This is a genomic window from Pseudomonas sp. SDO5215_S409 (assembly GCF_054071325.1).
Map to the genome: position 1 here is coordinate 66,661 of NZ_JBSVWN010000017.1, position 24,036 is coordinate 90,696.

Annotated in this window: 29 protein-coding genes; 17 read left to right on the top strand and 12 right to left on the bottom strand. The window is 60.7% G+C overall.

The genetic code is table 11. The features are described from left to right. The first annotated feature begins 9 nt into the window (after positions 1-9). Positions 10-1,452: a metalloprotease TldD gene (gene tldD / locus ACW9H9_RS11620; protein ID WP_457343300.1), complete on the top strand. Its 1,443-nt coding sequence runs from the start codon at positions 10-12 to the stop codon at positions 1,450-1,452. A gap of 45 nt (positions 1,453-1,497) precedes the next feature. Here tldD and yjgA read toward each other — a convergent pair whose 3' ends face one another. Then, positions 1,498-2,019, bottom strand: coding sequence for a ribosome biogenesis factor YjgA (yjgA, locus tag ACW9H9_RS11625; protein ID WP_457343301.1), 522 nt, complete (start codon positions 2,017-2,019; stop codon positions 1,498-1,500). A gap of 108 nt (positions 2,020-2,127) precedes the next feature. Between yjgA and pmbA the strand changes: the two genes are divergently transcribed. From pmbA to ACW9H9_RS11655, 6 genes are all read left to right on the top strand, one after another. After that, positions 2,128-3,474, top strand: a complete 1,347-nt coding sequence (gene pmbA, locus ACW9H9_RS11630) for a metalloprotease PmbA (protein ID WP_457343302.1) — start codon at positions 2,128-2,130, stop codon at positions 3,472-3,474. 144 nt (positions 3,475-3,618) lie between these two features. Next, on the top strand, positions 3,619-4,014 hold the full coding sequence (locus ACW9H9_RS11635) for a FagA protein (RefSeq protein ID WP_457343303.1): 396 nt from the start codon (positions 3,619-3,621) through the stop codon (positions 4,012-4,014). Next, positions 4,007-5,383 carry a class II fumarate hydratase gene (locus ACW9H9_RS11640; RefSeq protein ID WP_457343304.1) on the top strand — a complete coding sequence of 459 codons (1,377 nt, stop codon included), beginning with the start codon at positions 4,007-4,009 and terminating at the stop codon, positions 5,381-5,383. Before ACW9H9_RS11635 ends, ACW9H9_RS11640 begins: the two co-directional genes overlap by 8 nt. Before the next feature lie 27 nt (positions 5,384-5,410). Beyond that, a complete protein-coding gene (locus ACW9H9_RS11645; protein WP_457343305.1) occupies positions 5,411-5,854 on the top strand; it encodes a hypothetical protein in 444 nt (147 codons plus the stop codon). A gap of 1 nt (position 5,855) precedes the next feature. Next, positions 5,856-6,467, top strand: a complete 612-nt coding sequence (locus tag ACW9H9_RS11650; RefSeq protein WP_457343306.1) for a superoxide dismutase — start codon at positions 5,856-5,858, stop codon at positions 6,465-6,467. A gap of 32 nt (positions 6,468-6,499) precedes the next feature. Next, entirely contained in the window at positions 6,500-7,393 is an 894-nt protein-coding gene (locus tag ACW9H9_RS11655) for a ZIP family metal transporter (RefSeq protein ID WP_457343307.1), read from the top strand. 32 nt (positions 7,394-7,425) lie between these two features. On the opposite strand, the gene ACW9H9_RS11660 is transcribed toward ACW9H9_RS11655, so the two are convergent. The 10 genes from ACW9H9_RS11660 to ACW9H9_RS11705 form a co-directional block, all read right to left on the bottom strand. Beyond that, entirely contained in the window at positions 7,426-7,698 is a 273-nt protein-coding gene (locus ACW9H9_RS11660) for an HPr family phosphocarrier protein (protein WP_457343308.1), read from the bottom strand. Between the two features lie 16 nt (positions 7,699-7,714). Then, entirely contained in the window at positions 7,715-8,572 is an 858-nt protein-coding gene (gene rapZ / locus ACW9H9_RS11665; RefSeq protein WP_457343309.1) for an RNase adapter RapZ, read from the bottom strand. Positions 8,573-8,574: 2 nt separating this feature from the next. Beyond that, on the bottom strand, positions 8,575-9,039 hold the full coding sequence (gene ptsN / locus ACW9H9_RS11670; RefSeq protein WP_457343310.1) for a PTS IIA-like nitrogen regulatory protein PtsN: 465 nt from the start codon (positions 9,037-9,039) through the stop codon (positions 8,575-8,577). A gap of 10 nt (positions 9,040-9,049) precedes the next feature. Further along, positions 9,050-9,355 (bottom strand): ribosome hibernation-promoting factor, HPF/YfiA family, encoded by a 306-nt coding sequence (hpf, locus tag ACW9H9_RS11675; protein ID WP_457343311.1) that lies wholly within the window; start codon positions 9,353-9,355, stop codon positions 9,050-9,052. A 75-nt stretch (positions 9,356-9,430) separates the two neighbouring features. Beyond that, complete coding sequence (locus tag ACW9H9_RS11680; RefSeq protein WP_457343312.1) at positions 9,431-10,924, bottom strand: RNA polymerase factor sigma-54; 1,494 nt, start codon at positions 10,922-10,924, stop codon at positions 9,431-9,433. 180 nt (positions 10,925-11,104) lie between these two features. Further along, positions 11,105-11,830 carry an LPS export ABC transporter ATP-binding protein gene (gene lptB / locus ACW9H9_RS11685; protein ID WP_457343313.1) on the bottom strand — a complete coding sequence of 242 codons (726 nt, stop codon included), beginning with the start codon at positions 11,828-11,830 and terminating at the stop codon, positions 11,105-11,107. Further along, on the bottom strand, positions 11,830-12,360 hold the full coding sequence (lptA, locus tag ACW9H9_RS11690) for a lipopolysaccharide transport periplasmic protein LptA (RefSeq protein WP_457343314.1): 531 nt from the start codon (positions 12,358-12,360) through the stop codon (positions 11,830-11,832). Before lptA ends, lptB begins: the two co-directional genes overlap by 1 nt. Next, positions 12,347-12,919, bottom strand: coding sequence for an LPS export ABC transporter periplasmic protein LptC (lptC, locus tag ACW9H9_RS11695; RefSeq protein ID WP_457343315.1), 573 nt, complete (start codon positions 12,917-12,919; stop codon positions 12,347-12,349). The genes lptA and lptC overlap by 14 nt, the downstream gene beginning before the upstream one ends. Positions 12,920-12,927: 8 nt before the next feature. Continuing rightward, positions 12,928-13,452, bottom strand: coding sequence for a KdsC family phosphatase (locus ACW9H9_RS11700; protein ID WP_003216124.1), 525 nt, complete (start codon positions 13,450-13,452; stop codon positions 12,928-12,930). Next, a complete protein-coding gene (locus tag ACW9H9_RS11705; protein WP_457343316.1) occupies positions 13,453-14,427 on the bottom strand; it encodes a KpsF/GutQ family sugar-phosphate isomerase in 975 nt (324 codons plus the stop codon). A 287-nt stretch (positions 14,428-14,714) separates the two neighbouring features. On the opposite strand from ACW9H9_RS11705, the gene ACW9H9_RS11710 reads away from it, so the two are divergent. The 10 genes from ACW9H9_RS11710 to hisC all read left to right on the top strand — a co-directional run bounded on the left by ACW9H9_RS11710 (position 14,715) and on the right by hisC (position 22,665). Further along, positions 14,715-15,524 carry an ATP-binding cassette domain-containing protein gene (locus ACW9H9_RS11710; protein ID WP_457343317.1) on the top strand — a complete coding sequence of 270 codons (810 nt, stop codon included), beginning with the start codon at positions 14,715-14,717 and terminating at the stop codon, positions 15,522-15,524. Then, positions 15,524-16,321: a lipid asymmetry maintenance ABC transporter permease subunit MlaE gene (gene mlaE, locus ACW9H9_RS11715; RefSeq protein ID WP_457343318.1), complete on the top strand. Its 798-nt coding sequence runs from the start codon at positions 15,524-15,526 to the stop codon at positions 16,319-16,321. The genes ACW9H9_RS11710 and mlaE overlap by 1 nt, the downstream gene beginning before the upstream one ends. After that, complete coding sequence (gene mlaD, locus ACW9H9_RS11720; RefSeq protein WP_457343319.1) at positions 16,321-16,788, top strand: outer membrane lipid asymmetry maintenance protein MlaD; 468 nt, start codon at positions 16,321-16,323, stop codon at positions 16,786-16,788. The genes mlaE and mlaD overlap by 1 nt, the downstream gene beginning before the upstream one ends. 11 nt (positions 16,789-16,799) lie before the next feature. Then, entirely contained in the window at positions 16,800-17,447 is a 648-nt protein-coding gene (locus ACW9H9_RS11725; RefSeq protein WP_457343320.1) for an MlaC/ttg2D family ABC transporter substrate-binding protein, read from the top strand. Further along, on the top strand, positions 17,444-17,749 hold the full coding sequence (locus ACW9H9_RS11730; protein WP_457343321.1) for an STAS domain-containing protein: 306 nt from the start codon (positions 17,444-17,446) through the stop codon (positions 17,747-17,749). The genes ACW9H9_RS11725 and ACW9H9_RS11730 overlap by 4 nt, the downstream gene beginning before the upstream one ends. 114 nt (positions 17,750-17,863) lie before the next feature. Continuing rightward, complete coding sequence (locus ACW9H9_RS11735; protein ID WP_457343322.1) at positions 17,864-18,103, top strand: BolA family protein; 240 nt, start codon at positions 17,864-17,866, stop codon at positions 18,101-18,103. Positions 18,104-18,127: 24 nt separating this feature from the next. Then, positions 18,128-19,393 carry a UDP-N-acetylglucosamine 1-carboxyvinyltransferase gene (gene murA, locus ACW9H9_RS11740; protein ID WP_457343323.1) on the top strand — a complete coding sequence of 422 codons (1,266 nt, stop codon included), beginning with the start codon at positions 18,128-18,130 and terminating at the stop codon, positions 19,391-19,393. A gap of 127 nt (positions 19,394-19,520) precedes the next feature. Beyond that, complete coding sequence (hisG, locus tag ACW9H9_RS11745) at positions 19,521-20,156, top strand: ATP phosphoribosyltransferase (RefSeq protein ID WP_457343324.1); 636 nt, start codon at positions 19,521-19,523, stop codon at positions 20,154-20,156. 127 nt (positions 20,157-20,283) lie between these two features. Further along, the gene (gene hisD, locus ACW9H9_RS11750; protein ID WP_457343325.1) at positions 20,284-21,609 is read left to right on the top strand and encodes a histidinol dehydrogenase; all 1,326 of its coding nucleotides are present in this window, start codon (positions 20,284-20,286) and stop codon (positions 21,607-21,609) included. A 3-nt stretch (positions 21,610-21,612) separates the two neighbouring features. Further along, positions 21,613-22,665 carry a histidinol-phosphate transaminase gene (hisC, locus tag ACW9H9_RS11755; RefSeq protein WP_457343326.1) on the top strand — a complete coding sequence of 351 codons (1,053 nt, stop codon included), beginning with the start codon at positions 21,613-21,615 and terminating at the stop codon, positions 22,663-22,665. 96 nt (positions 22,666-22,761) lie between these two features. Here hisC and ACW9H9_RS11760 read toward each other — a convergent pair whose 3' ends face one another. Continuing rightward, the gene (locus ACW9H9_RS11760) at positions 22,762-24,036 is read right to left on the bottom strand and encodes a uracil-xanthine permease family protein (RefSeq protein WP_457343327.1); all 1,275 of its coding nucleotides are present in this window, start codon (positions 24,034-24,036) and stop codon (positions 22,762-22,764) included.

Sequence of the window (24,036 nt, forward strand, 5' to 3'; positions counted from 1 at the left end):
GCTAAACCTATGAGCGAGTTGTTGTCCTCAGTCAGTGAACACCTCCTGGCGCCCGGTGGCGTGACCATCGAAAGCTTGCAAACCGTGCTTGGCGATCTGGCCGGGCCGGGCATCGACGCTGCCGACCTGTATTTCCAGGGGCAGATTTCCGAGTCCTGGGCGCTCGAAGACGGCATCGTCAAAGAAGGCAGTTTCAACCTGGACCAAGGTGTGGGCGTACGTGCGCAATCCGGTGAGAAGACCGGGTTTGCCTACAGCAATGCCATCACCCTGGAAGCCCTGGGCCAGGCCGCCCGCGCTGCCCGTTCGATCTCCCGTGCCGGGCAGAACGGCACGGTGCAGGCGTTCAGCACGCAGGACGTCGCCCAACTGTATGCGCCGGATAACCCGCTGGAAGTCATCAGCCGCGCTGAAAAGGTCGAGTTGCTCAAGCGTGTGGACGCAGCGACCCGTGCCCTGGACCCGCGCATCCAGCAGGTCAGCGTGAGCATGGCTGGTGTGTGGGAACGCATTCTGGTGGCGTCGACCGACGGTGGCCTGGCGGCGGACGTGCGGCCATTGGTGCGGTTCAACGTCAGTGTGATCGTGGAGCAAAATGGCCGTCGTGAGCGCGGTGGCCATGGTGGCGGCGGGCGTACCGACTACCGTTATTTCCTCACCGAAGACCGCGCCATGGGCTACGCCCGTGAAGCGCTGCGCCAGGCGCTGGTCAACCTGGAAGCCATCCCGGCGCCCGCGGGCACCTTGCCTGTGGTGCTGGGCTCGGGTTGGTCCGGCGTGCTGCTGCATGAAGCGGTGGGCCATGGCCTGGAAGGCGATTTCAACCGCAAGGGCAGCTCGGCCTACAGCGGGCGCATGGGCGAGAAAGTCGCCTCCACGCTCTGCACCATCGTCGATGACGGCACCCTGGCCGGGCGGCGCGGTTCGTTGAGCGTCGACGATGAAGGCACGCCGACCGAATGCACCACCCTGATTGAAAACGGTGTGCTCAAGGGCTACATGCAAGACAAGCTCAACGCCCGCCTGATGGGGGTTGCCCGCACCGGCAACGGTCGCCGCGAGTCTTATGCTCACCTACCGATGCCGCGCATGACCAACACTTACATGCTCGGTGGCGAAAGCGACCCGGCGGAAATCATCGCGTCTGTGAAGCGCGGCATCTACTGCGCCAACCTCGGGGGCGGCCAGGTGGACATCACCAGCGGCAAGTTCGTGTTCTCCACCAGTGAGGCGTACCTGATCGAAGACGGCAAGATCACCGCACCGGTCAAGGGCGCAACGTTGATTGGCAACGGGCCGGAAGCCATGAGCAAGGTATCGATGGTCGGTAACGACCTGTCGCTGGACAGCGGCGTGGGCACTTGCGGCAAGGATGGGCAGTCGGTGCCGGTCGGTGTCGGCCAGCCTACCTTGAAAATCGATGCGATCACTGTGGGTGGCACGGGCGCTTAAAGGCGGGGAGCTTCGGGTGGCGAGGGTCGCCACCCGGGAAGAGGATCAGCGCAGGCCGCGTTGAGTCTCGTCCAGCTCACGGATGTACTTGAAGATTTTACGGGTGGAAGCCGGTGGCTTGTTTTGCGCCGTTTCGTGTTGGGCCTGACGGATCAGGGAGCGCAATTGCTGGCGGTCCGCATCCGGGTAGTCCATCACGAATTTTTCCAGCACGGCGTCGTCGCCTGCAATCAGGCGGTCGCGCCAGCGTTCCAGGTTGTGGAAGCGTTCGTTGTACTGGCGGGTAGAGGCGTCCAATTGATCGAGCAGGCTCAGGATGGCGTCAGTGTCCTGATCGCGCATGAGTTTGCCGATAAATTGCAGGTGCCGTTTACGCGCAATGTTCGCGACATGCTTGGGGGCATCGTCCAGTGCCCGGCGCAGGGCGTCGGTCAGTGGCAGTTTTTCACGCAAGGCAGGCTTGAGTGTTGTAAGGCGCTCGCCGAGGTCAACCAGAGCATGCAGCTCGCGTTTGACCTGAGATTTGCTTTTCTCCCCATCGAGGGAGTCGTCGTAAGAATCAACCATGGTGGCAGTCCGCAAAGAAACGCCGCCATGATAACCAGTCGGGGGCCGCTTGTCCGGCCCGGTCGCTCGAAGGCCTTAACCGAAAGCAGAATTTGAGTGGAGAAAACCATGAGTTCAGCCCAAAGCGTCGGTCCGCAAGCGTTACCGGCACTGCAGGAACAAGTCGAGCAGATCCTGGCCGAGGCCAAGCGCCAGGGCGCCAGTGCCTGTGAAGTGGCGGTATCGCTGGAGCAGGGGCTGTCGACGTCGGTGCGTCAGCGGGAAGTGGAAACCGTCGAATTCAATCGCGACCAGGGCTTTGGCATCACCTTGTACGTGGGCCAGCGCAAGGGCTCGGCCAGCACGTCGGCCAGTGGCCCCGACGCGATTCGTGAAACGGTTGCCGCCGCCTTGGCGATTGCCAAGCACACCTCTGAAGACGAGTGCTCGGGGCTGGCCGATGCTGCCTTGATGGCACGGGACCTGATGGACTTTGACCTGTTCCACGCCTGGGACATCACCCCCGAGCAAGCCATCGAAAAAGCCTTGGCCTGTGAGGCCGCCGCCTTTGAAGCCGACAGCCGGATCAAGAACGCTGACGGCACCACGTTGAGTACTCACCAGGGTTGCCGCGTGTATGGCAACAGTCACGGTTTTATTGGCGGCTACGCGTCCACTCGCCACAGTCTGAGTTGCGTGATGATTGCGCAGGCCAACGACCAGATGCAGCGCGACTACTGGTACGACGTGAGCCGCCAGGGCGAGCTGTTGGCCGACCCGGTCAGCATCGGCCGTCGGGCCGCCGAGCGCGCGGCGAGCCGCCTGGGTGCACGCCCGGTGCCGACTTGCGAGGTGCCGGTGCTGTTTTCGGCGGAACTGGCCGGCGGTCTGTTCGGCAGTTTCCTGGGGGCCATTTCCGGCGGCAACCTGTACCGCAAGTCGTCGTTCCTTGAGGGCGCACTTGGCCAGCAGCTGTTTCCTGAGTGGCTGACCCTCGATGAGCGCCCGCACCTGATGCGCGCCATGGGCAGCTCGGCGTTTGACGGCGATGGTCTGGCCACCTACGCCAAACCCTTCGTAAAGGACGGTGAGTTGGTGTCCTACATCCTGGGCACCTATGCCGGCCGCAAACTGGGCTTGCCCAGCACCGCCAACGCCGGGGGGGTAAACAACCTGTTCGTGACCCACGGTGATGAAGACCAGGCGGCGCTGTTGCGGCGCATGGGGCGTGGGTTGCTGGTGACTGAATTGATGGGCCACGGCTTGAACATGGTGACGGGGGACTACTCCCGTGGGGCAGCGGGTTTCTGGGTCGAAAATGGCGAGATCCAGTTTGCTGTCCAGGAAGTGACGATTGCCGGCAACCTGCGTGACATGTTCAAGCAGATCGTTGCCGTGGGTAATGACCTGGAGCTGCGCAGCAACATTCGCACAGGTTCGGTGTTGATAGAGAAGATGACCGTCGCGGGCAGCTAATCCGGCGGTTTTTAAACAGGCGCGCCACCCATCGGGGTAGCGCGCCTTTTTTGTGTCCAAAATTTTTGAGTAGGGCCTTGCCGCTATTGTTTTGATTCTCAATATCATTTAATAATAAATATCATTATCGAATGAGCATGGATCATGAGTTCTGTTCTGCACGAGGATCCTTACCTGGACAGCTGGCGCTGGATGAGCCGTCAAATCCGCTGCGGCCTTAATCCTGACGAGCCCCGACTGATCGAGCATTACCTGGCCGAAGGCCGTTACCTCGGCTGTTGCACCGCAACGCATCCGTGGACCATCGCAGAAACCTCTTTTCGCCTCCTGCTCGACACCGCCAGCGATATCGTCCTGCCGTGGCATTGGCGCTCCTTGTGCCTGGACCAGGCGTGGCGACCGCTGCGAGACATGGAAAAACTGTCCGGTTGTGCCTGCCGCCTCAAGCGCTGGCAAACCTTTGCCTGGCAATTGGCGAGCTGCCAGTTGCTGCCCTCGATTTCTCACACTGACCTGGTGCAAGGATCTTCCGATGAGTAACACCCGTATCGAACGCGACAGCATGGGCGAACTGAACGTGCCCGCCGAGGCCCTCTATGGCGCCCAAACCCAGCGCGCGGTGAACAACTTTCCCACCAGCCACCAGCGCATGCCCGCGCCGTTCATTCGTGCGCTGATCCTGGCCAAGGCGGCGGCGGCCAAGGCCAATATCGAGCTCAACCAACTGAGTGCTGGCCAGGGCAAGGCGATCGTCGATGCTGCCCAAGGCCTGTTGGAAGGCGACTTCATGCAGCATTTTCCGGTGGATATCTTCCAGACCGGTTCCGGCACCAGTTCCAACATGAACGCCAACGAGGTCATCGCCACGCTGGCCAGCCGCTTGCTGGGCGAGCCGGTGAACCCCAACGATCACGTCAATTGCGGACAAAGCAGCAACGACATTATCCCGACCACCATCCACGTCAGCGCGGCGTTGGTGCTGCATGAGCAAACCCTGCCTGCGCTGCTGCACCTGGTGCAGGTGATCGAACGCAAGGCTGAAGAAGTGCACGGTTTCGTCAAGACCGGCCGTACCCACCTGATGGACGCCATGCCCGTGCGGATGAGCCAGGTGCTAAACGGCTGGGCCCAGCAGCTCAAGGCCAATATCGCGCATTTGCAAGACTTGCTGCCCAGCCTGCAAGCGCTGGCCCAGGGCGGTACGGCGGTGGGCACGGGCATCAACGCGCATCCGGAGTTCGCTGCACGTTTCAGCCAACACTTGAGCAGTCTGACCCAGGTGAAATTCACGCCGGGTGTCAACCTGTTTGCCCTGATTGGGTCCCAGGATACTGCCGTCGCGGTGTCCGGGCAGCTCAAGGCCATCGCTGTAACGCTGATGAAAATCGCCAACGACCTGCGCTGGATGAACTCTGGTCCGCTTGCCGGCCTTGGTGAAATCGAGCTGGAAGGTTTGCAGCCGGGTTCTTCGATCATGCCGGGCAAGGTCAACCCGGTGATTCCCGAAGCCACGGCCATGGTGGCGGCGCAGGTGATCGGCAACGACACAGTGATCACGATCGCTGGCCAGTCCGGCAACTTCGAACTCAACGTGATGTTGCCGATCATCGCGCAAAACCTGCTTGGCAGCCTGGAGTTGCTGGCCAACTCCAGCCGTTTATTGGCTGACAAGGCCATCGCCAGCTTCAAGGTCAACGAGGCCAAGCTCAAGGAAGCGCTGTCGCGCAACCCGATTCTGGTGACCGCGCTTAACCCGATCATCGGTTACCAAAAGGCCGCGCAAATCGCCAAGACGGCCTACCAGCAAGGCCGGCCGGTGATTGAGGTCGCCCTGGAATATACCGACCTGCCGCGCAGCCAACTGGAAGTCCTGCTGAACCCGGAAAAACTCACGGCCGGCGGCGTGTAATTACCCACTCTGCTTTGGAGGTTCACCATGGAGCACTGGAAACGCACGATCGAGCGCGCCAATCGCTGCTTTATGAACGGCGAATTGGTCGATGCGCGCGAGCATTACCTGCAAGCCCTGGCCCTGGCGCTTGTGTTGTTCGAGCGCTGGGCGGATGCCGACGAAGCAGTGGCGGCCTGCGTTATTTCTCACCACAACCTGGCGGACCTGCACATGCGTCTTAACCAGCCAGAGGAAAGCGCGGAGTACCTCTGCGCCATCCACCAACGGTTGCTTCAGACCCTGCAAGACACCCGCCTGAGCCCGCAATTGCGTGAAGCGGCGTTGCGCCAGAGCAGCAAGACCTACGTCGAACTGCTCAATTTCATCAGCGAGCACGGCGAGTACCCGCGTACCCATCGCCTGCTGGGCAACCATGCGGCGCAGCCCGAGGCGTCGACCCGCAACAGCCCTTCCTACGGAGCACATTGATATGACCTACACCTTGCCGGCTTTGCCCTACGCCTACGATGCCCTGGAACCGCATATCGATGCGCAAACCATGGAGATCCACTACACCAAGCACCACCAGACTTACATCAATAACCTCAATGCGGCGATCGAGGGCACCGAATTTGCCGGCTGGCCCGTGGAGAAACTGGTGTCCAGCGTCCAGCAATTGCCTGAAACGTTGCGCACGGCGGTGATCAATCAGGGCGGTGGGCATGCCAACCATTCGCTTTTCTGGGCGGTCATGTCGCCCAAGGGCGGTGGCAAGCCCGATGGTGCTTTGGGTCAGGCGATTGACGAGCAATTGGGCGGCTTCGAACGTTTCAAGGAAGCGTTCACCAAGGCGGCCTTGACGCGTTTTGGCAGCGGTTGGGCCTGGCTGAGCGTCACGCCGCAAAAGACCCTGGTGGTGGAAAGCAGCGGCAACCAGGACAGCCCGCTGATGAACGGTAATACGCCGGTGCTGGGGTTGGATGTCTGGGAGCACGCTTATTACCTGCTGTATCAAAACCGTCGCCCCGAATACATCAATGCGTTCTATAGCGTCGTCAACTGGCCGGAAGTCGCTGAACGTTATCAGGCCGCGTTGGCCTGAACCCCCACCTACAACAAGATCTAAGGCTGACTATGGGCACGGAAACACTGGCGATCAGCAGCGTGCGAATGTTTCGTTATGCGTTTGGCTCGCTGTTGATGTTGGCAGGGACTGCATTGCTGGTGGCCAAAGGCATGGCCTGGCTGGAGCTGGAGCCGCGTATGTTGCGGGCGCTGCAAGGCGGCGCCATTTGTGCGCTGGGCACCGCATTGGGTGCGGTGCCGGTGTTGGTGATTCGCCGAATGCCCCAGGCGTTAAATGATGCCTTGCTGGGTTTTGGTGCTGGCGTGATGCTGGCTGCCACGGCGTTTTCGCTGATCGTGCCCGGTATTGCTGCCGCTGAGCACCTTGGGCTGGCCCCTTGGGGCGCAAGCGGGTTGGTCAGTTTTGGCATTATGCTCGGTGCCTTCGGCCTGTATCTGGTGGACCGCAAAGTGTCAGGCACCACGCCTGAGAGGCGGTTGGAAAGCCCCGAACGTGCGGTCATTGCTCCACGAATCTGGTTGTTTGTCGCGGCCATCATTGCCCACAACATTCCCGAGGGCATGGCTGTCGGCGTATCGGCGGGGGGCGGCATGCCCGGTGCCGACAGCCTCGCCATGGGCATTGCCTTGCAGGATGTACCGGAGGGCCTGGTGATTGCGTTGGTACTGGCCGGGGCAGGGATGTCGCGGGTCAAGGCGTTTCTGATTGGGGCGGCGTCGGGTCTTGTCGAGCCTTTGTTCGCCGTGCTGTGTGCCTGGCTTGTCACCCTGGCCGAGGTGTTACTGCCGCTGGGCCTGGCGCTGGCCGCTGGGGCGATGTTGCTGGTGGTGACTCATGAAGTCATTCCCGAGTCCCGGCACAATGGCCATGAAAAGCTTGCGAGCCTGGGACTGTGTATCGGGTTCTGCTTGATGATGGTGATGGACACGGCGCTGGGATGACGCCGTTTTAGCCCTGGCCTTTGAGGGTGGCGTTACTCACCCTCGTCAAAAAAGTTGTTGATCAACGCCACCAACGCGTTCATCGCTTCGACTTCCTGCTCGCCTTCGGTCTTCAGATGAATGGTGGTGCCCTTGCCAGCGGCCAGCATCATCATTGCCATGATGCTTTTGCCGTCGACCATGGAGTCTGGTGAGCGCCCCGCACGAATCTGGCAAGGAAACTGCCCGGCAACGCCGACGAACTTGGCCGAAGCACGGGCGTGCAAACCCAATTTGTTGATGATTTCAATTTCCAGAGCGGGCATCGCGGGGGTGTTCCTTTCAGATGAGGTCGCGGTGGCGAACCTGGACATTCTTGAGGGTTTGCTGCAACAACTGGCCAATGCGTTCGGTCAGGTAGACGGAGCGGTGATGGCCGCCGGTGCAACCAATGGCGATGGTGACATAAGCGCGATTACTGGCCGCAAAGCGGGGCAGCCATTTGAGCAGGTAGCTGGAAATGTCCTGGAACATCTCCTCGACATCCGGTTGCGCGGCCAGGTACTCGGCCACGGGCGCATCCAGCCCCGACTGTTCCCGCAGCTCGGGTTTCCAGTACGGATTGGGCAGGCAGCGCACGTCAAACACCAGGTCGGCATCCACCGGCATGCCCCGTTTGAAGCCGAAGGACTCCACCAAAAAGGCGGTGCCGGGCTCTGGCTGGTTCAACAGGCGCAGCTTGATGGCATCGCGCAGTTGATACAGGTTCAGGTCCGTGGTGTTGATCTTGAGGTCGGCCAGATCAATGATCGGCCCGAGCAGGCTGGTTTCGTCCTCGATGGCTTCGGCCAGCGAGCGATGAGGACTGCTCAGGGGGTGGCGTCGGCGGGTTTCGGAGAACCGCTTGAGCAGGGTTTCTTCGTCGGCATCCAGGTACAGCACGTCGCAATGGATGTGCTTGGCGCGCACCTCGGCCAGCAACTCGGGAAAGCGCGTGAGGTGGCTGGGCAGGTTGCGGGCGTCGATCGAGACAGCGACCAGCGGTTGCGCCAGTTCGGTATGGATCAGGGCGCGTTCTGCCAGCTCCGGCAAAAGGCCCGCGGGCAGGTTGTCGATGCAGTAGAACCCGTTGTCCTCAAGCACATTGAGGGCGGTACTTTTACCCGAGCCAGAGCGGCCGCTGACGATGATCAAACGCATGATTACTGCCCGTTTTGTTCATCCAGGACAACGTGGTAGAGCGCCTCGTTGGTGGCGGCGCTGCGCAGTTTGTCGCGTACTTCCTTGCGGTCAAGCATGCTGGCGATCTGCCGAAGCAGCTCCAGGTGCGCATCGGTGGCAGCCTGCGGGACCAGCAGCACAAACAGCAGGTCGACCGGGGCGCCATCAATGGCGTCAAAATCAATGGGTGCGTCCAGGTGCAGCAAGGCGCTCACCGGGGCTTCGCAGCCTTTAAGGCGGCAATGGGGAATGGCGATGCCGTTGCCAAAGCCGGTCGAGCCGAGCTTTTCACGGGCGATCAGAGCCTCGTACACCTCTTGCATTTCCAGCTCAGGCACTTCGCGGCTGATCAGGTTGGCAATTTGTTCGAGGGCTTTCTTTTTACTGCCGCCCGGCGCGTTCACGAGGGAACGGCCGGGGGTCAGGATGGTTTCAAGTCGGATCATGGGGGGAGAGTTAACGACCCGTGCCTTGCAGCAGGCTCAGGTTCTTTTCCTTATGCTTTTTGAGTTGGCGATCAAGCTTGTCGGTGAGCAAGTCGATTGAGGCATACATGTCTTCGTGCTCGGCGTTGGCGACGACTTCACCCCCGGGGATCTGCAGGGTCGCTTCAATTTTCTGCTGAAGCTTGTCGACCTTCATGATGACCTGCACGTTGGTGATCTTGTCGAAATGCCCCTCGAGCCTCTTGAGCTTCTGCTCGACGTAGTCGCGCAGCGGTGGAGTGACTTCTACATGGTGTCCACTGATGTTGACTTGCATACAGCTTCTCCTTCGTTGCCAGTGCATAAAGCAGCAGGCCGGGGTGCCTGCTGCCGGAACGCTATGGCGAACCCGTCACATCAAACGCTTGCGCTCGCTGGAAGGCGCGATCCCGAGGGATTCGCGATACTTGGCGACCGTGCGACGGGCTACCTGAATGCCTTGTGCCTCCAGTAAACCAGCGATCTTGCTGTCACTCAACGGCTTTTTCTGATTTTCCGCTGCAACCAGTTTCTTGATGATTGCGCGGATCGCCGTGGACGAGCATTCGCCGCCTTCGGAGGTACTGACATGGCTGGAGAAAAAGTATTTCAGCTCATAAATACCCCGTGGGGTATGCATGAATTTTTGCGTGGTTACCCGGGAAATCGTCGATTCGTGCATGCCCACCGCTTCGGCGATGTCGTGCAAGACCAGCGGTTTCATGGCTTCGTCGCCATATTCCAGGAAGCCGCGCTGGTGCTCGACGATCTGGGTGGCCACTTTCATCAGGGTTTCGTTGCGGCTTTGCAGGCTCTTGATGAACCAGCGGGCTTCCTGCAACTGGTTGCGCATGAAGGTGTTGTCGGCGCTGGTGTCGGCGCGGCGCACGAAGCCTGCGTATTGCGGGTTGACCCGCAGGCGTGGCACCGATTCCTGGTTCAGTTCCACCAGCCAGCGTTCGTTGTCCTTGCGCACGATCACGTCTGGCACTACGTACTCGGCTTCGGTGGACTCGATTTGCGAGCCGGGACGCGGGTTGAGGCTTTGTACCAGCTCGATGACGTGACGCAGGTCATCTTCCTTGAGCTTCATGCGGCGCATCAACTGGCTATAGTCGCGGCTGCCCAGCAGGTCGATGTAGTCGGTCACCAGGCGTTGCGCCTCGCTCAGCCAAGGCGTCTTGGCGGGCAGTTGACGCAGTTGCAGCAGCAGGCACTCACCCAGGTTACGGGCGCCGATGCCGGCCGGTTCAAATTGTTGGATGCGGTGCAGGACGGCTTCGATTTCGTCCAGTTCGATGTCCAGTTCCGGGTCGAAGGCTTCGAGAATTTCCTCGAGGGTTTCGTCCAGGTAACCCTGATTGTTGATGCAATCGATCAAGGTGACGGCGATCAGGCGGTCGGTGTCCGACATGGGGGCCAAATTCAGCTGCCAGAGCAGGTGGCTTTGCAGGCTCTCGCCGGCAGACGTGCGGGTGGTGAAGTCCCATTCGTCGTCATCGTTGCTTGGCAGACTACTGGCGCTGGTCTGGTAGACGTCTTCCCAGGCGGTGTCCACAGGGAGCTCGTTGGGAATGCGCTCGCCCCATTCGCCGTCCTCGAGGTTGTCCACCGTCGGGGCGGTTTCCTGGTAGGAGGGTTCCTGTACGTCGGTGTTGGGCTTTTGCTCGATGTTGTCGGCCAGGGGGTCGGCGTTATCGAAGTCGTCGCCTTCTTCCTGACGTTCGAGCATCGGATTGGACTCCAGGGCCTCCTGGATTTCCTGTTGCAGGTCCAGGGTCGACAATTGGAGCAGGCGGATGGCCTGTTGCAGCTGCGGGGTCATCGTCAGCTGCTGGCCCATTCTCAGGACTAGCGATGGTTTCATGGCAGGGGCTTAACACCTTATTCGCCGGCGCAGTGCGCCATCCACGACAGGGCGCGTGAGCGCCAAACATAAGCAAATTATATGCCTGATATCGGGGGCCTTGCCTAGAGCGCGGTAACAATAAAAACACTGAGGTTTTTATCGCGCGCGCTCCAGTGTGCAGGGCCTCATACCATGGTGTTACAGGCGGAACTCGTGCCCCAGGTACACTTCCTTGACCAACTGGTTGGCCAGGATGGTGGCGGAGTCGCCTTCGGCAATCAGCTGTCCATCGTTGACGATGTACGCGGTTTCGCAGATATCCAGCGTCTCGCGTACGTTGTGGTCGGTGATCAGTACGCCGATGCCCTTCGCCTTGAGGTGATGGATGATCTGCTTGATATCGCCTACGGAGATCGGGTCCACACCGGCGAAAGGTTCATCCAGCAGGATGAATTTCGGCGCCGTGGCCAGGGCGCGGGCGATTTCCACGCGACGACGTTCGCCGCCGGAAAGGCTCATGCCGAGGTTGTCGCGAATGTGGTTGATGTGGAATTCCTGCAGCAGGTTTTCCAGCTCTTGCTTGCGCCCGGCGTGGTCGAGTTCCTTGCGGGTTTCCAGGATCGCCATGATGTTGTCCGATACCGACAACTTGCGGAAGATCGACGCTTCTTGAGGCAGATAGCCGATACCTGCGCGCGCACGACCGTGCATTGGCTGGTGGCTGACGTCCAGGTCGTCGATCAGCACACGGCCCTGGTCTGCCTGAACCAGGCCGACAATCATGTAGAAACACGTGGTCTTGCCGGCACCGTTGGGGCCGAGCAAGCCGACGATCTGGCCGCTGTCGATCGACAGGCTGACGTCGCGCACGACCTGACGGCTTTTATAGGCCTTGGCCAGATGCTGGGCTTTTAGGGTTGCCATTACTCGGCCTTCTTCTTCGGCTGGATAACCATGTCGATACGTGGACGTGGCGCGGTCACTTTGTTGCCGTTGGCGCGACCCGCCTGGGCAACCTGCTTCACGGTGTCGTAGACGATTTTCTCGCCTTCGGTGGTGTTGCCGTCATTGACGACCTTGGCTTTGTCGATCAGCACGATGCGGTTTTGCTGGGCATGGTACTGGATGGTCAGGCCGTAGCCTTTGACCGGCACCGTGTCGCCAGGTTTTTGCAGTTGTTCAAAATACGCAAGGTTGCCTACCGACGTAACCACGTCGATATCGCCCGCAGGGGTGCGAGTCAGTGTCACGGTGTTACCCGTCACTTTCATCGAGCCCTGGGTGATGATCACGTCGCCCTTGTAGGTGGCGATGCCTTGCTTGTCATCCAGCTGCGCGTCGTCGGCCTGGATGTGGATCGGTTGCTGGCTATCGTTCGGCAGAGCCCAGGCGCTCACGCTTCCCAGTGCTGCGCCCAGACCGAGCAAAATAGGGAGGGTTTTAACGAGCCTCATACTGTCCTCTTACGTTCGATAGCAGGTGTATCCTGCTGTCTTTCAAATACGCCTTCATTCCCTTGCCAGTCGATACACCGCCAGCGCCGTCGATTCTAACGTTTTGCTCGGTCTGCGCATATTGCTGTTGTGGGAATACGGTCATGCGAGTTGTAGTAATAAGCGTCTCGCGATTCTTTGCGTCGGTGCGGGCTACGCGCACCGAGTCGATCAATTCCACCTGGGTGCCGTCCGGGTTGACCTCGCCACGATCACTGGTGACATGCCACGGGAATTCCGCGCCGCGGTACAGGTTCATGTCCGGCTTGGTCAGCAGGGTGACTTCCGACGCCTTCAGGTGCTCGACTTTGTCGGAGGTCATTTCATACTGAACCTTGCCGTCGGGCAGGAACTGGATGCTATGGGCGTTGATGGCGTAATAGTCGATAGCGCCTTCGTCGACCTGTGCAACAGGCTTGTCGAGGAAGCGCTCCGGGCTGATATTCCAGTAGCCCACCGCCAGGAACAGTGCGGCGATGACCCCGAATATCAGGAAGTTGCGAATTTTTTTGCTCAGCATAAAACGCTCTATAGGTAGGCGGCGTGGGCCGCTTCAAGGCTGCCTTGGGCGCGCAGGATCAGCTCGCAGAACTCACGGGCAGCGCCTTCGCCGCCCCGTGCGGTCGTCACTCCGTGGGCGTGCTCGCGTACAAACGCCGCCGCATTGGCGACGGCCATGCCCAGGCCGACCCGGCGAATGACCGGCAGGTCGGGCAGGTCATCACCCAGGTAGGCGACCTGCTCATAGCTTAGGTTGAGTTGGCCAAGAAGCTCGTCCAGAACCACCAGTTTATCTTCGCGGCCCTGATAGAGGTGAGGAATTCCCAGGTTTTGTGCGCGACGTTCCACCACTGGCGTCTTGCGACCGCTGATGATGCCTGTCTGCACGCCTGCCGCCATCAGCATTTTGATGCCTTGGCCGTCCAGGGTATTGAAGGTCTTGAATTCGCTGCCGTCTTCCAAAAAGTACAGGCGGCCGTCGGTCAGCACGCCGTCGACGTCGAAAATCGCCAGCTTGATGTGTTTGCCACGTTGCATCAGGTCTGTGGTCATTTACATCACTCCCGCACGCAACAAGTCGTGCATGTTCAGGGCGCCAATCGGACGGTCGTCACTGTCGACGACGACCAGGGCGCCAATCTTGTGGTCTTCCATGATTTTCAGGGCCTCGGCGGCCAGCATGTCCGGGCGCGCGGTCTTGCCGTGCGGGGTCATCACGGCGTCGATGATGGCGGTATGGATATCGATGGTGCGGTCCAGCGTGCGGCGCAGGTCGCCGTCGGTGAACACCCCGGCAAGGCGCCCGTCAGCCTCCAGGATGACGGTCATGCCCAGGCCCTTGCGGGTCATTTCCATCAGGGCGTCCTTGAGCAGCGTGCCGCGTGGTACGTGCGGCAGTTCGTCGCCGGCGTGCATCACGTTGTCCACCTTGAGCAGCAGGCGACGGCCCAGGGCGCCGCCCGGGTGAGAAAACGCGAAGTCTTCAGCGGTGAACCCGCGCGCGTCCAGCAGCGCCACGGCCAGGGCGTCGCCCATGACCAGCGCGGCGGTGGTGGAGGAGGTGGGGGCCAGGTTCAGCGGGCACGCCTCATGGGCAACGTGTACGTTCAGGTTCACCTCGGCCGCCTTGGCCAGCGTGGACTGCGGGTTGCCGGTGATGCTGATCATCTTGATGCCCAGGCGTTTGATCAGGGGCAGCAGGGTCACGATTTCGTGGGTGGTGCCGGAGTTGGACAGCGCCAGGATGATGTCATCCTTGGTGATCATGCCCATGTCGCCGTGGCTGGCCTCGGCGGGGTGGACAAAAAAAGCGGTGGTGCCGGTGCTGGCCAAGGTCGCGGCAATCTTGTTGCCGACGTGGCCGGATTTACCCATGCCCACCACGACAACACGGCCGGTGCTGGCCAGAATCATCTCGCAGGCGCGTACGAAATCCGCGTCGATATGGGCCAGCAAGCCCTCTACGGCTTCAAGCTCGAGGCGGATGGTGCGTTGTGCGGATTCGATGAGGTCGCTGGATTGGCTCATGTCTGAAATCGTATAGCCTGACGAAAAGTCGGCGATTATAACGGTAATGCACAATTCCCTCACGCTAGTTCGTCAGGGTTTATTCCGGTGCTGCCCGAGATTGATACTCAGCCACATTTTTTAGCTGTCCTTAATCTGAACAAGCTCTGCTGCGGCCTTTGGCGCGCTGTGTCAGCGGTGATATAGTTCGCCGCCAGTTCGGTCCGCACAGCCTTTGTGTCTAATCGGCGCAAGCATTTGTCGAAAACAAAGTGTCTGAGTGAAAGGCTGCATCCCAAGGAGTTTAGATGAGTGCCGATAACGCCTACGCGGTCGAGCTGAAGGGTGTGTCCTTCAAGCGCGGTACGCGCAGCATCTTCAATAATGTGGATATTCGCATTCCCCGCGGCAAGGTCACGGGCATCATGGGGCCGTCCGGTTGCGGCAAAACTACGCTGTTGCGCCTGATCGGCATGCAATTGCGCCCCAGTGCCGGCGAAGTGTGGGTCAACGGGCAAAACCTGCCGACGTTGTCGCGCAGCGACCTGTTCGATGCGCGCAAACACATGGGCGTGCTGTTCCAGAGCGGTGCACTGTTCACCGACCTCGATGTTTTCGAAAACGTCGCGTTCCCGCTGCGGGTGCACACTCAGCTTTCTGATGAAATGATTCGTGACATTGTGTTGCTGAAACTGCAGGCCGTAGGGCTGCGCGGTGCCATCGACCTGATGCCTGACGAGTTGTCCGGCGGCATGAAGCGTCGTGTCGCCCTGGCGCGGGCCATTGCGCTGGACCCTCAGATCCTCATGTACGACGAGCCTTTCGTCGGCCAGGACCCTATCGCCATGGGCGTTCTGGTGCGGCTCATCCGCTTGCTCAACGATGCACTGGGTATCACCAGCATCGTGGTGTCCCACGACTTGGCCGAAACCGCGAGCATTGCCGACTACCTCTATGTGGTCGGTGATGGGCAGGTGCTGGGCCAGGGCACTCCTGAGGAGCTGATGAACGCTGACAACCCGCGCATTCGTCAATTCATGACCGGCGATCCCGATGGCCCTGTGCCTTTTCACTTTCCGGCAGCGGACTACCGCGCAGATCTCCTGGGGAAGCGCTGATGCGCAAGACATCTTTAATCGAAAGGGTCCGCCTTTTCGGGCATGCCGCCATCGATATCCTGTCGGTGCTTGGCCGGTCGACGATTTTTCTGTTTCACGCCCTGCTCGGTCGCGGCAGCATTGCCGGCAGCTTTGGCCTGTTGCTCAAGCAACTGCACGCTGTGGGCGTGATGTCCCTGGTGATCATCGTGGTGTCCGGTATTTTTATCGGCATGGTGCTGGCGCTGCAGGGGTTCAACATCTTGTCCAGCTACGGTTCCGAGCAGGCGGTGGGGCAGATGGTGGCCCTGACGCTGTTGCGTGAACTGGGCCCGGTGGTGACGGCATTGCTGTTTGCCGGCCGCGCAGGTTCGGCGCTGACCGCCGAGATCGGCAACATGAAGGCCACCGAGCAGCTGTCCAGCCTGGAAATGATCGGCGTGGACCCGCTCAAGTACATCGTGGCCCCGCGCCTGTGGGCCGGCTTCATTTCCTTGCCTCTGCTGGCGACAATCTTCAGCGTGGTGGGTATCTGGGGCGGCTCGTGGGTGGCTGTGGACTGGCTGGGCGTCTATGACGGTTCCTACTGGGCCAACATGCAAAACAGCGTGACCTTTTCCGGTGATGTGCTCAACGGTGTGATCAAAAGCATCGTTTTTGCCTTTGTCGTGACCTGGATCGCCGTATTCCAAGGCTATGACTGTGAGCCCACTTCAGAAGGGATCAGTCGCGCCACTACCAAGACCGTTGTGTACGCCTCGCTGGCGGTACTGGGCCTTGACTTCATTTTGACCGCCTTGATGTTTGGAGATTTCTGATGCAAAACCGCACTGTGGAAATCGGTGTAGGCCTTTTCTTGCTGGCTGGCATCCTGGCTTTACTGTTGCTGGCCCTGCGAGTCAGCGGCCTTTCGGCCAGCCCGACGGCCGACACCTATAAACTTTATGCTTATTTCGACAATATCGCCGGTTTGACTGTCAGAGCTAAAGTGACCATGGCCGGTGTGACCATCGGCAAGGTCACTGCTATCGATCTTGATCGCGACAGCTTCACCGGCCGCGTGACGATGCAAGTGGACAAGAGCGTGAATAACCTTCCGACCGACTCCACCGCATCCATTCTCACGGCAGGCCTGCTGGGCGAGAAGTACATCGGCATCAGCGTGGGCGGGGAAACAGCCTTGCTCAAGGATGGCTCGACCATTCATGACACACAGTCGTCGTTGGTGCTGGAGGATTTGATCGGTAAATTCCTGCTCAATACCGTCAATAAAGACGCCAAATGAGGAATGTGTTCATGATCTCCACCTTGCGACGTGGCCTGTTGGTACTGCTTGCAGCGCTGCCGTTGATGGCTAACGCGGCAGGCTCTGCGCACGACCTGGTCCAGGACACCACCAACAAAATGTTGTCGGACCTGAGCGCCAACAAGGAAGCCTACAAGCAGGACCCTACAAAGTTTTACGAGGCGCTCAATACCATTGTCGGTCCGGTGGTGGATGCCGAAGGCATTTCCCGCAGCATCATGACCGTGAAGTACTCGCGCAAAGCCACGCCTGACCAGATGACCCGCTTCCAGGAAAACTTCAAGCGCGGTTTGTTCCAGTTCTATGGCAACGCCTTGCTCGAGTACAACAACCAGGGCATCACCGTGGATGCGCCCAAGGACGAGTCGGACGACCGCACCAGCGTTGGCATGACCGTCAAGGGCAGCAACGGCGCCGTGTACCCAGTGTCGTACACGCTGGAAAAGGTCAACGGCGAGTGGAAGCTGCGTAACGTGATCATCAACGGTATCAATATCGGCAAGCTGTTCCGTGACCAGTTCGCGGACGCGATGCAGCGCAATGGCAACGATCTGGACAAGACCATCAATGGTTGGGCCGGTGAAGTGGCCAAGGCCAAGGAAGAAACCGACAAAGCTGCCGGGAAACCTGCCCAATGACCGAATCGGCCATTCGTCAGGGAGAGGCGGGCGAGCTGTTCATCAGTGGCGTGCTCGATTACCGCTCCGGGCCTGCCCTGCGCAAGCAGGGCCAGGCGCTGATCAATGCCAGCACCGCGCCTGCGCTGGTGCTGGATTGCTCCTCGGTCGTGAAGTCCACCAGCGTCGGCTTGTCCTTGCTGCTGTGCTTTTTGCGCGATGCCCAGGCGGCCAAAAAAGCCGTCAGCATCCGTGCCATGCCCGAAGATATGCGTGAAATTGCCCAGGTTTGCGGTTTGACCGAGCTGCTGGCGCATCCTTGAGCCATACATTTAAAGAAGCCCCCCGTCAGAGTCCTGCCATGCGGGGTTCGCAGGCGCGGGGCTTTTTTGTATGATGTGCGACCCGCGCGCACTGGGCGCCGATAGAGGTTGATCATGCAGGCCCTAGAAGTTAAGAGCTTCCTTGAAGCAAAGCTGCCCGAAACGAACGTCGAAGTTGAGGGCGAAGGCTGCAACTTCCAGCTGAATGTGATTAGCGATGAACTGGCGGCATTGAGCCCGGTCAAGCGTCAGCAGCAGATCTATGCCCATTTGAACCCGTGGATCACCGACGGCAGCATCCATGCGGTCACTATGAAATTTTTCAGCCGCGCGGCCTGGGCCGAGCGCACCTGAGCCCCTCTAGGCGTCGAGATTTTTATGGATAAATTGATTATTACCGGTGGCGCTCGTCTTGATGGCGAGATCCGCATTTCCGGGGCGAAGAACTCCGCCCTGCCGATTCTGGCCGCCACGTTGCTGTGCGACGGCCCGGTCACCGTGGCCAACCTGCCGCACCTGCACGACATCACCACCATGATCGAGTTGTTCGGCCGTATGGGCATCGAGCCGATCATCGACGAAAAACTGGCGGTCGAAATCGATCCGCGCACCATCAAGACCCTGGTTGCGCCGTACGAGCTGGTGAAAACCATGCGCGCCTCCATCCTGGTGCTGGGCCCGATGGTTGCCCGCTTTGGTGAAGCCGAAGTGGCTTTGCCTGGCGGTTGCGCCATTGGTTCGCGCCCGGTCGACCTGCACATCCGTGGCCTGGAAGCCATGGGCGCGGTCATCGACGTCGAAGGCGGCTACATCAAGGCCAAGGCGCCAGAAGGCGGCCTGCGTGGCGCGAACTTCTTCTTTGATACCGTCAGCGTGACCGGGACCGAGAACATCATGATGGCCGCTGCCCTGGCCAACGGCCGCAGCGTCCTGCAAAACGCCGCGCGCGAGCCGGAAGTGGTCGACCTGGCGAACTTCCTGATCGCCATGGGCGCCAACATCAGCGGCGCCGGCACCGACACCATCACCATCGACGGTGTCGCACGCCTGCACCCGGCCACCTATAAAGTGATGCCGGACCGTATCGAGACGGGCACCTACCTGGTGGCCGCTGCCGTCACGGGTGGCCGCGTCAAGGTCAAGGACACCGATCCGACCATCCTTGAAGCCGTCCTGGAAAAACTCAAGGAAGCCGGTGCAGAAATCACCACGGGCGAAGACTGGATCGAGCTGAACATGCACGGCAAGCGGCCAAAAGCCGTCAACGTGCGTACCGCTCCGTACCCGGCGTTCCCGACCGACATGCAGGCGCAGTTCATTTCCCTGAACGCGATTGCCGAAGGCACCGGGGCCGTGATCGAAACCATCTTCGAAAACCGCTTCATGCACGTGTACGAACTGCACCGCATGGGCGCCAAGATCCAGGTCGAAGGCAACACGGCCATCGTCACCGGCATCGACAAGCTCAAGGGCGCGCCCGTGATGGCGACCGACCTGCGCGCCTCGGCCAGCCTTGTGATCTCGGCACTGAGCGCCGAAGGTGACACCCTGATCGACCGCATCTACCACATCGACCGTGGCTACGAGTGCATCGAAGAGAAGTTGCAGATGCTCGGCGCGAAAATCCGCCGCGTACCGGGCTAGGGCCCGCTGCGGGTACAGGGACGTACCCACTGGTTTTGTTTCAATCGAGGTCTGTAAAGGCCTCGATCTGTGTCTGGCGCCCACTGCGACCGGACAGCAATAGCCTGATGAAGGACTGACGTTTCCCATGTTGACCATTGCACTGTCCAAGGGCCGCATCCTTGACGACACACTGCCGCTTCTGGCTGAAGCGGGCATCGTGCCGACCGAGAATCCGGACAAGAGCCGCAAGCTGATCATCCCCACGACCCAGGCCGACGTCCGCCTGTTGATCGTGCGCGCCACCGACGTGCCGACCTACGTCGAGCATGGTGCGGCCGACCTCGGCGTTGCCGGCAAGGACGTGCTGATGGAATACGGTGGCCAGGGCCTGTACGAGCCGCTGGACCTGCGTATCGCCCGCTGCAAGCTGATGACCGCCGGCCGCGTCGGTGATGTCGAGCCCAAAGGCCGCCTGCGCGTGGCCACCAAGTTCGTCAACATCGCCAAGCGCTACTACGCCGAACAGGGCCGCCAAGTCGACATCATCAAGCTGTATGGCTCGATGGAGCTGGCGCCGCTGATCGGCCTTGCCGACAAGATCATCGACGTGGTCGACACCGGCAACACCTTGCGCGCCAACGGCCTGGAACCCCAGGACTTCATCGCCGACGTCACCTCCCGGCTGATCGTCAACAAGGCGTCGATGAAAATGCAGCACGCCCGTATCCAGGCGTTGATCGACACCCTGCGCACGGCAGTGGAGTCGCGACACCGCGGTTGACTCACCCGCGTAGCTGAAAAGCTACGCCCGTCTATCCGCCTCATAGCCAGAATTCTCAGGTGCCCAAGCGGAAACGACTGCTAGTTTAGGGCGCCTGAGTTTTTGCCATTCTATTGAGGCCCTCGCTATGACCACGTCCACTGCAATTGCCCGACTCAACGCTGCCGACCCGGATTTTGCCCATCATCTGGATCATCTGCTGAGCTGGGAAAGTGTGTCCGACGACTCGGTCAACGGGCGGGTGCTCGACATCATCAAGGCTGTTCGCGAGCGCGGCGATGCGGCGCTGGTGGACTTCACCCGCCAGTTCGATGCCCTCGACGTCAAGTCCATGGCTGACCTGATCCTGCCGCGTGAGCGCCTGGAACTGGCACTGACCCGCATCACCGCGCCTCAGCGCGAAGCCCTGGAAGTGGCGGCGGCGCGGGTGCGCAGCTACCACGAAAAACAAAAGCAGGAGTCCTGGAGCTACACCGAGGCCGACGGCACGGTGCTGGGCCAAAAGGTCACGCCGCTGGACCGCGCAGGCCTGTACGTGCCGGGCGGCAAGGCGTCGTACCCGTCTTCGGTGTTGATGAACGCGATCCCCGCCAAGGTGGCCGGGGTAGCCGAAGTGGTCATGGTGGTGCCGACCCCGCGCGGTGAAATCAACGAGCTGGTACTGGCTGCCGCCTGCATTGCGGGGGTCGACCGCGTGTTCACCATCGGCGGTGCCCAGGCCGTTGCCGCGCTGGCCTACGGCACCCAAAGCGTGCCGAAGGTCGACAAAGTGGTGGGCCCGGGCAACATCTACGTGGCCACGGCCAAGCGTCATGTGTTCGGCCAGGTCGGCATAGACATGATCGCCGGGCCCTCGGAGATTCTGGTGGTGTGCGACGGCCAGACCGACCCGGACTGGATCGCCATGGACCTGTTTTCCCAGGCCGAGCACGACGAAGACGCGCAAGCGATTCTGGTCAGCCCCGACGCCGGGTTCCTCGACCAGGTCGCCGCCAGCATCGCCAAGCTGCTGCCGACCATGGACCGCGCCGAGATTATCGAAAAGTCCATCAATGGCCGGGGTGCGTTGATTCTGACCCGCGACATGGAGCAGGCCATCGAAGTGGCCAACCGTATTGCGCCCGAGCACCTGGAGTTGTCCGTGGCCGACCCGCAAGCCTGGTTGCCGCATATTCGCCACGCCGGTGCGATCTTCATGGGCCGCCACACCAGCGAAGCGCTGGGCGATTACTGCGCTGGCCCCAACCATGTCTTGCCAACCTCCGGCACGGCGCGGTTCTCCTCGCCGCTGGGTGTGTATGACTTCCAGAAGCGCTCCTCGATCATCTTCTGCTCGCCACAAGGGGCTTCAGTGCTGGGCAAGACCGCCTCCGTGCTGGCGCGTGGCGAGTCCCTGAGCGCCCACGCCCGCAGCGCCGAATACCGCATCCTTGACGACAAGAAAGGTAACTGAGACATGAGCAAATTCTGGAGCCCGTTCGTCAAGAACCTGGTGCCTTACGTGCCGGGCGAGCAGCCGAAACTGACCAAACTGGTCAAGCTCAACACCAATGAAAACCCCTATGGCCCTTCGCCCAAAGCGCTGGAGGCCATGCGCGCCGAACTGACTGACGACCTGCGCCTGTATTCAGACCCCAACAGCGACCGGCTCAAGCAGGCGGTGGCCAAGTATTACGCGGTGGACGCCAACAAAGTATTTCTCGGCAATGGCTCCGACGAAGTGTTGGCGCATATCTTCCACGGCTTGCTGCAACACGATTTGCCGTTGTTGTTCCCCGACATCAGCTACAGCTTCTACCCGGTTTACTGCGGCCTCTACGGCATCCACTTCGACGCGGTGCCGCTGGACGAGCAGTTCCAGATCCGCGTGTCGGACTACGCCAGGCCCAACGGCGGGATCATCTTCCCCAACCCGAACGCGCCGACCGGTTGCCTGCTGGCACTGGACGCCGTAGAGCAGATCCTCAAGGCCAGCCCGGACTCGGTCGTGGTGGTGGACGAGGCTTACATCGACTTCGGCGGCGAGACGGCCATCACCTTGGTGGACCGTTACCCCAACCTGCTGGTGACCCAGACCCTGTCCAAGTCGCGCTCGCTGGCAGGCCTTCGGGTAGGGTTGGCGGTGGGCCACCCGGACCTGATCGAAGCGCTGGAGCGGGTCAAGAACAGCTTCAACTCCTACCCGCTGGACCGCTTGGCGATTGTTGGCGCGGCGGTGGCGTTTGAAGACCAGGCGTACTTCGAGACGACGTGCAAGCGGGTCATCGACAGCCGTGAAACGCTGACGGCCCAGTTGCAGGCCAAGGGGTTTAAGGTGCTGCCATCGGCGGCGAACTTCATTTTTGCCCGCCACCCACAGCACGACGCCGCCGGTCTGGCGGCGAAGTTGCGTGAGCAAGGGGTGATTGTGCGGCACTTCAAGCAGGAACGGATTGCCCAGTTCCTGCGGATTTCTATCGGTACGCCAGAGCAAAACCAGGCACTGATCGACGGCCTCGGCGACCTCTAGTGCTTCATTGGCGGGCCCGCCCGCTCCTACATTTGGAAGTATTTCCGTGTAGGAGCCGGGCGTGCCCGCGATGAGGCCACCAGCAGCGGCGCAGGGTTACAGCAACGGCTCATCCGGCTGTTTGTTCTTCCAGCCGTCATTGCCCGGCAGCAACAGGTTCAAGCCAATCGCAACGATGGCACACAGGGCAATGCCCTTGAGGCCAAAGTCATCCGGCCCCGTGCCGGTGCCGATCAGCACGCCGCCAATCCCGAACACCAGGGTTACCGACACAATCACCAGGTTGCGCGCCTCGCCCAGGTCGATCTTGTGGCGGATCAGGGTGTTCATCCCCACCGCGGCAATCGAGCCGAACAGCAGGCACAGAATCCCGCCCATCACCGGCACCGGAATGCTTTGCAGCAGCGCGCCGAACTTGCCGATAAAGGCCAGGCTGATGGCGAAGATCGCCGCCCAGGTCATGATTTTCGGGTTGTAGTTCTTGGTCAGCATCACCGCGCCCGTGACTTCGGCGTAGGTGGTGTTGGGCGGGCCGCCGAACAGGCCAGCCGCGGTGGTGGCGATACCGTCGCCCAGCAGCGTGCGATGCAGGCCGGGTTTTTTCAGGTAGTCGCGGCCGGTCACGCTGCCTACGGCGATCACGCCGCCGATGTGTTCGATCGCCGGGGCCAGGGCCACCGGGACGATAAACAGGATCGCCTGCCAGTTGAACTCCGGCGCGGTGAAGTGGGGCAGGGCTAACCACGGTGCGGCGGCGATCTTGGCCGTGTCGACCACGCCAAAGTAGAACGACATGGCAAAGCCCACCAGCACGCCCGAGATAATCGGCACCAGGCGGAAGATGCCCTTGCCGAACACGGCCACGATCAGTGTGGTCAGCAGCGCCGGCATCGAAATCATCATGGCGGTCTGGTAGTGAATCAGTTCGCTGCCGTCACCGGCCTTGCCCATCGCCATGTTGGCGGCAATTGGCGCCATGGCCAGGCCAATCGAAATGATCACCGGCCCGATCACCACCGGCGGCAGCAGCCGGTCGATAAAACCGGTGCCTTTGATTTTTACCGCCAGGCCCAGGAACGTATAAACGAAACCGGCCGCCATCACGCCGCCCATGGTCGCGGCGAGGCCGAACTGGCCCTTGGCGAGAATGATCGGGGTGATAAAGGCAAAGCTCGAGGCCAGGAACACCGGCACTTGCCGGCCGGTCACCAGTTGGAACAACAGCGTGCCCAGGCCTGCGGTAAACAGCGCAACGTTCGGGTCCAGGCCGGTGATCAGCGGCATCAACACCAGCGCGCCAAATGCCACGAACAGCATCTGTGCGCCAGACAGGATCTGGCGCCAAAGCGGGTCGTTGAACTCATCCTGCAT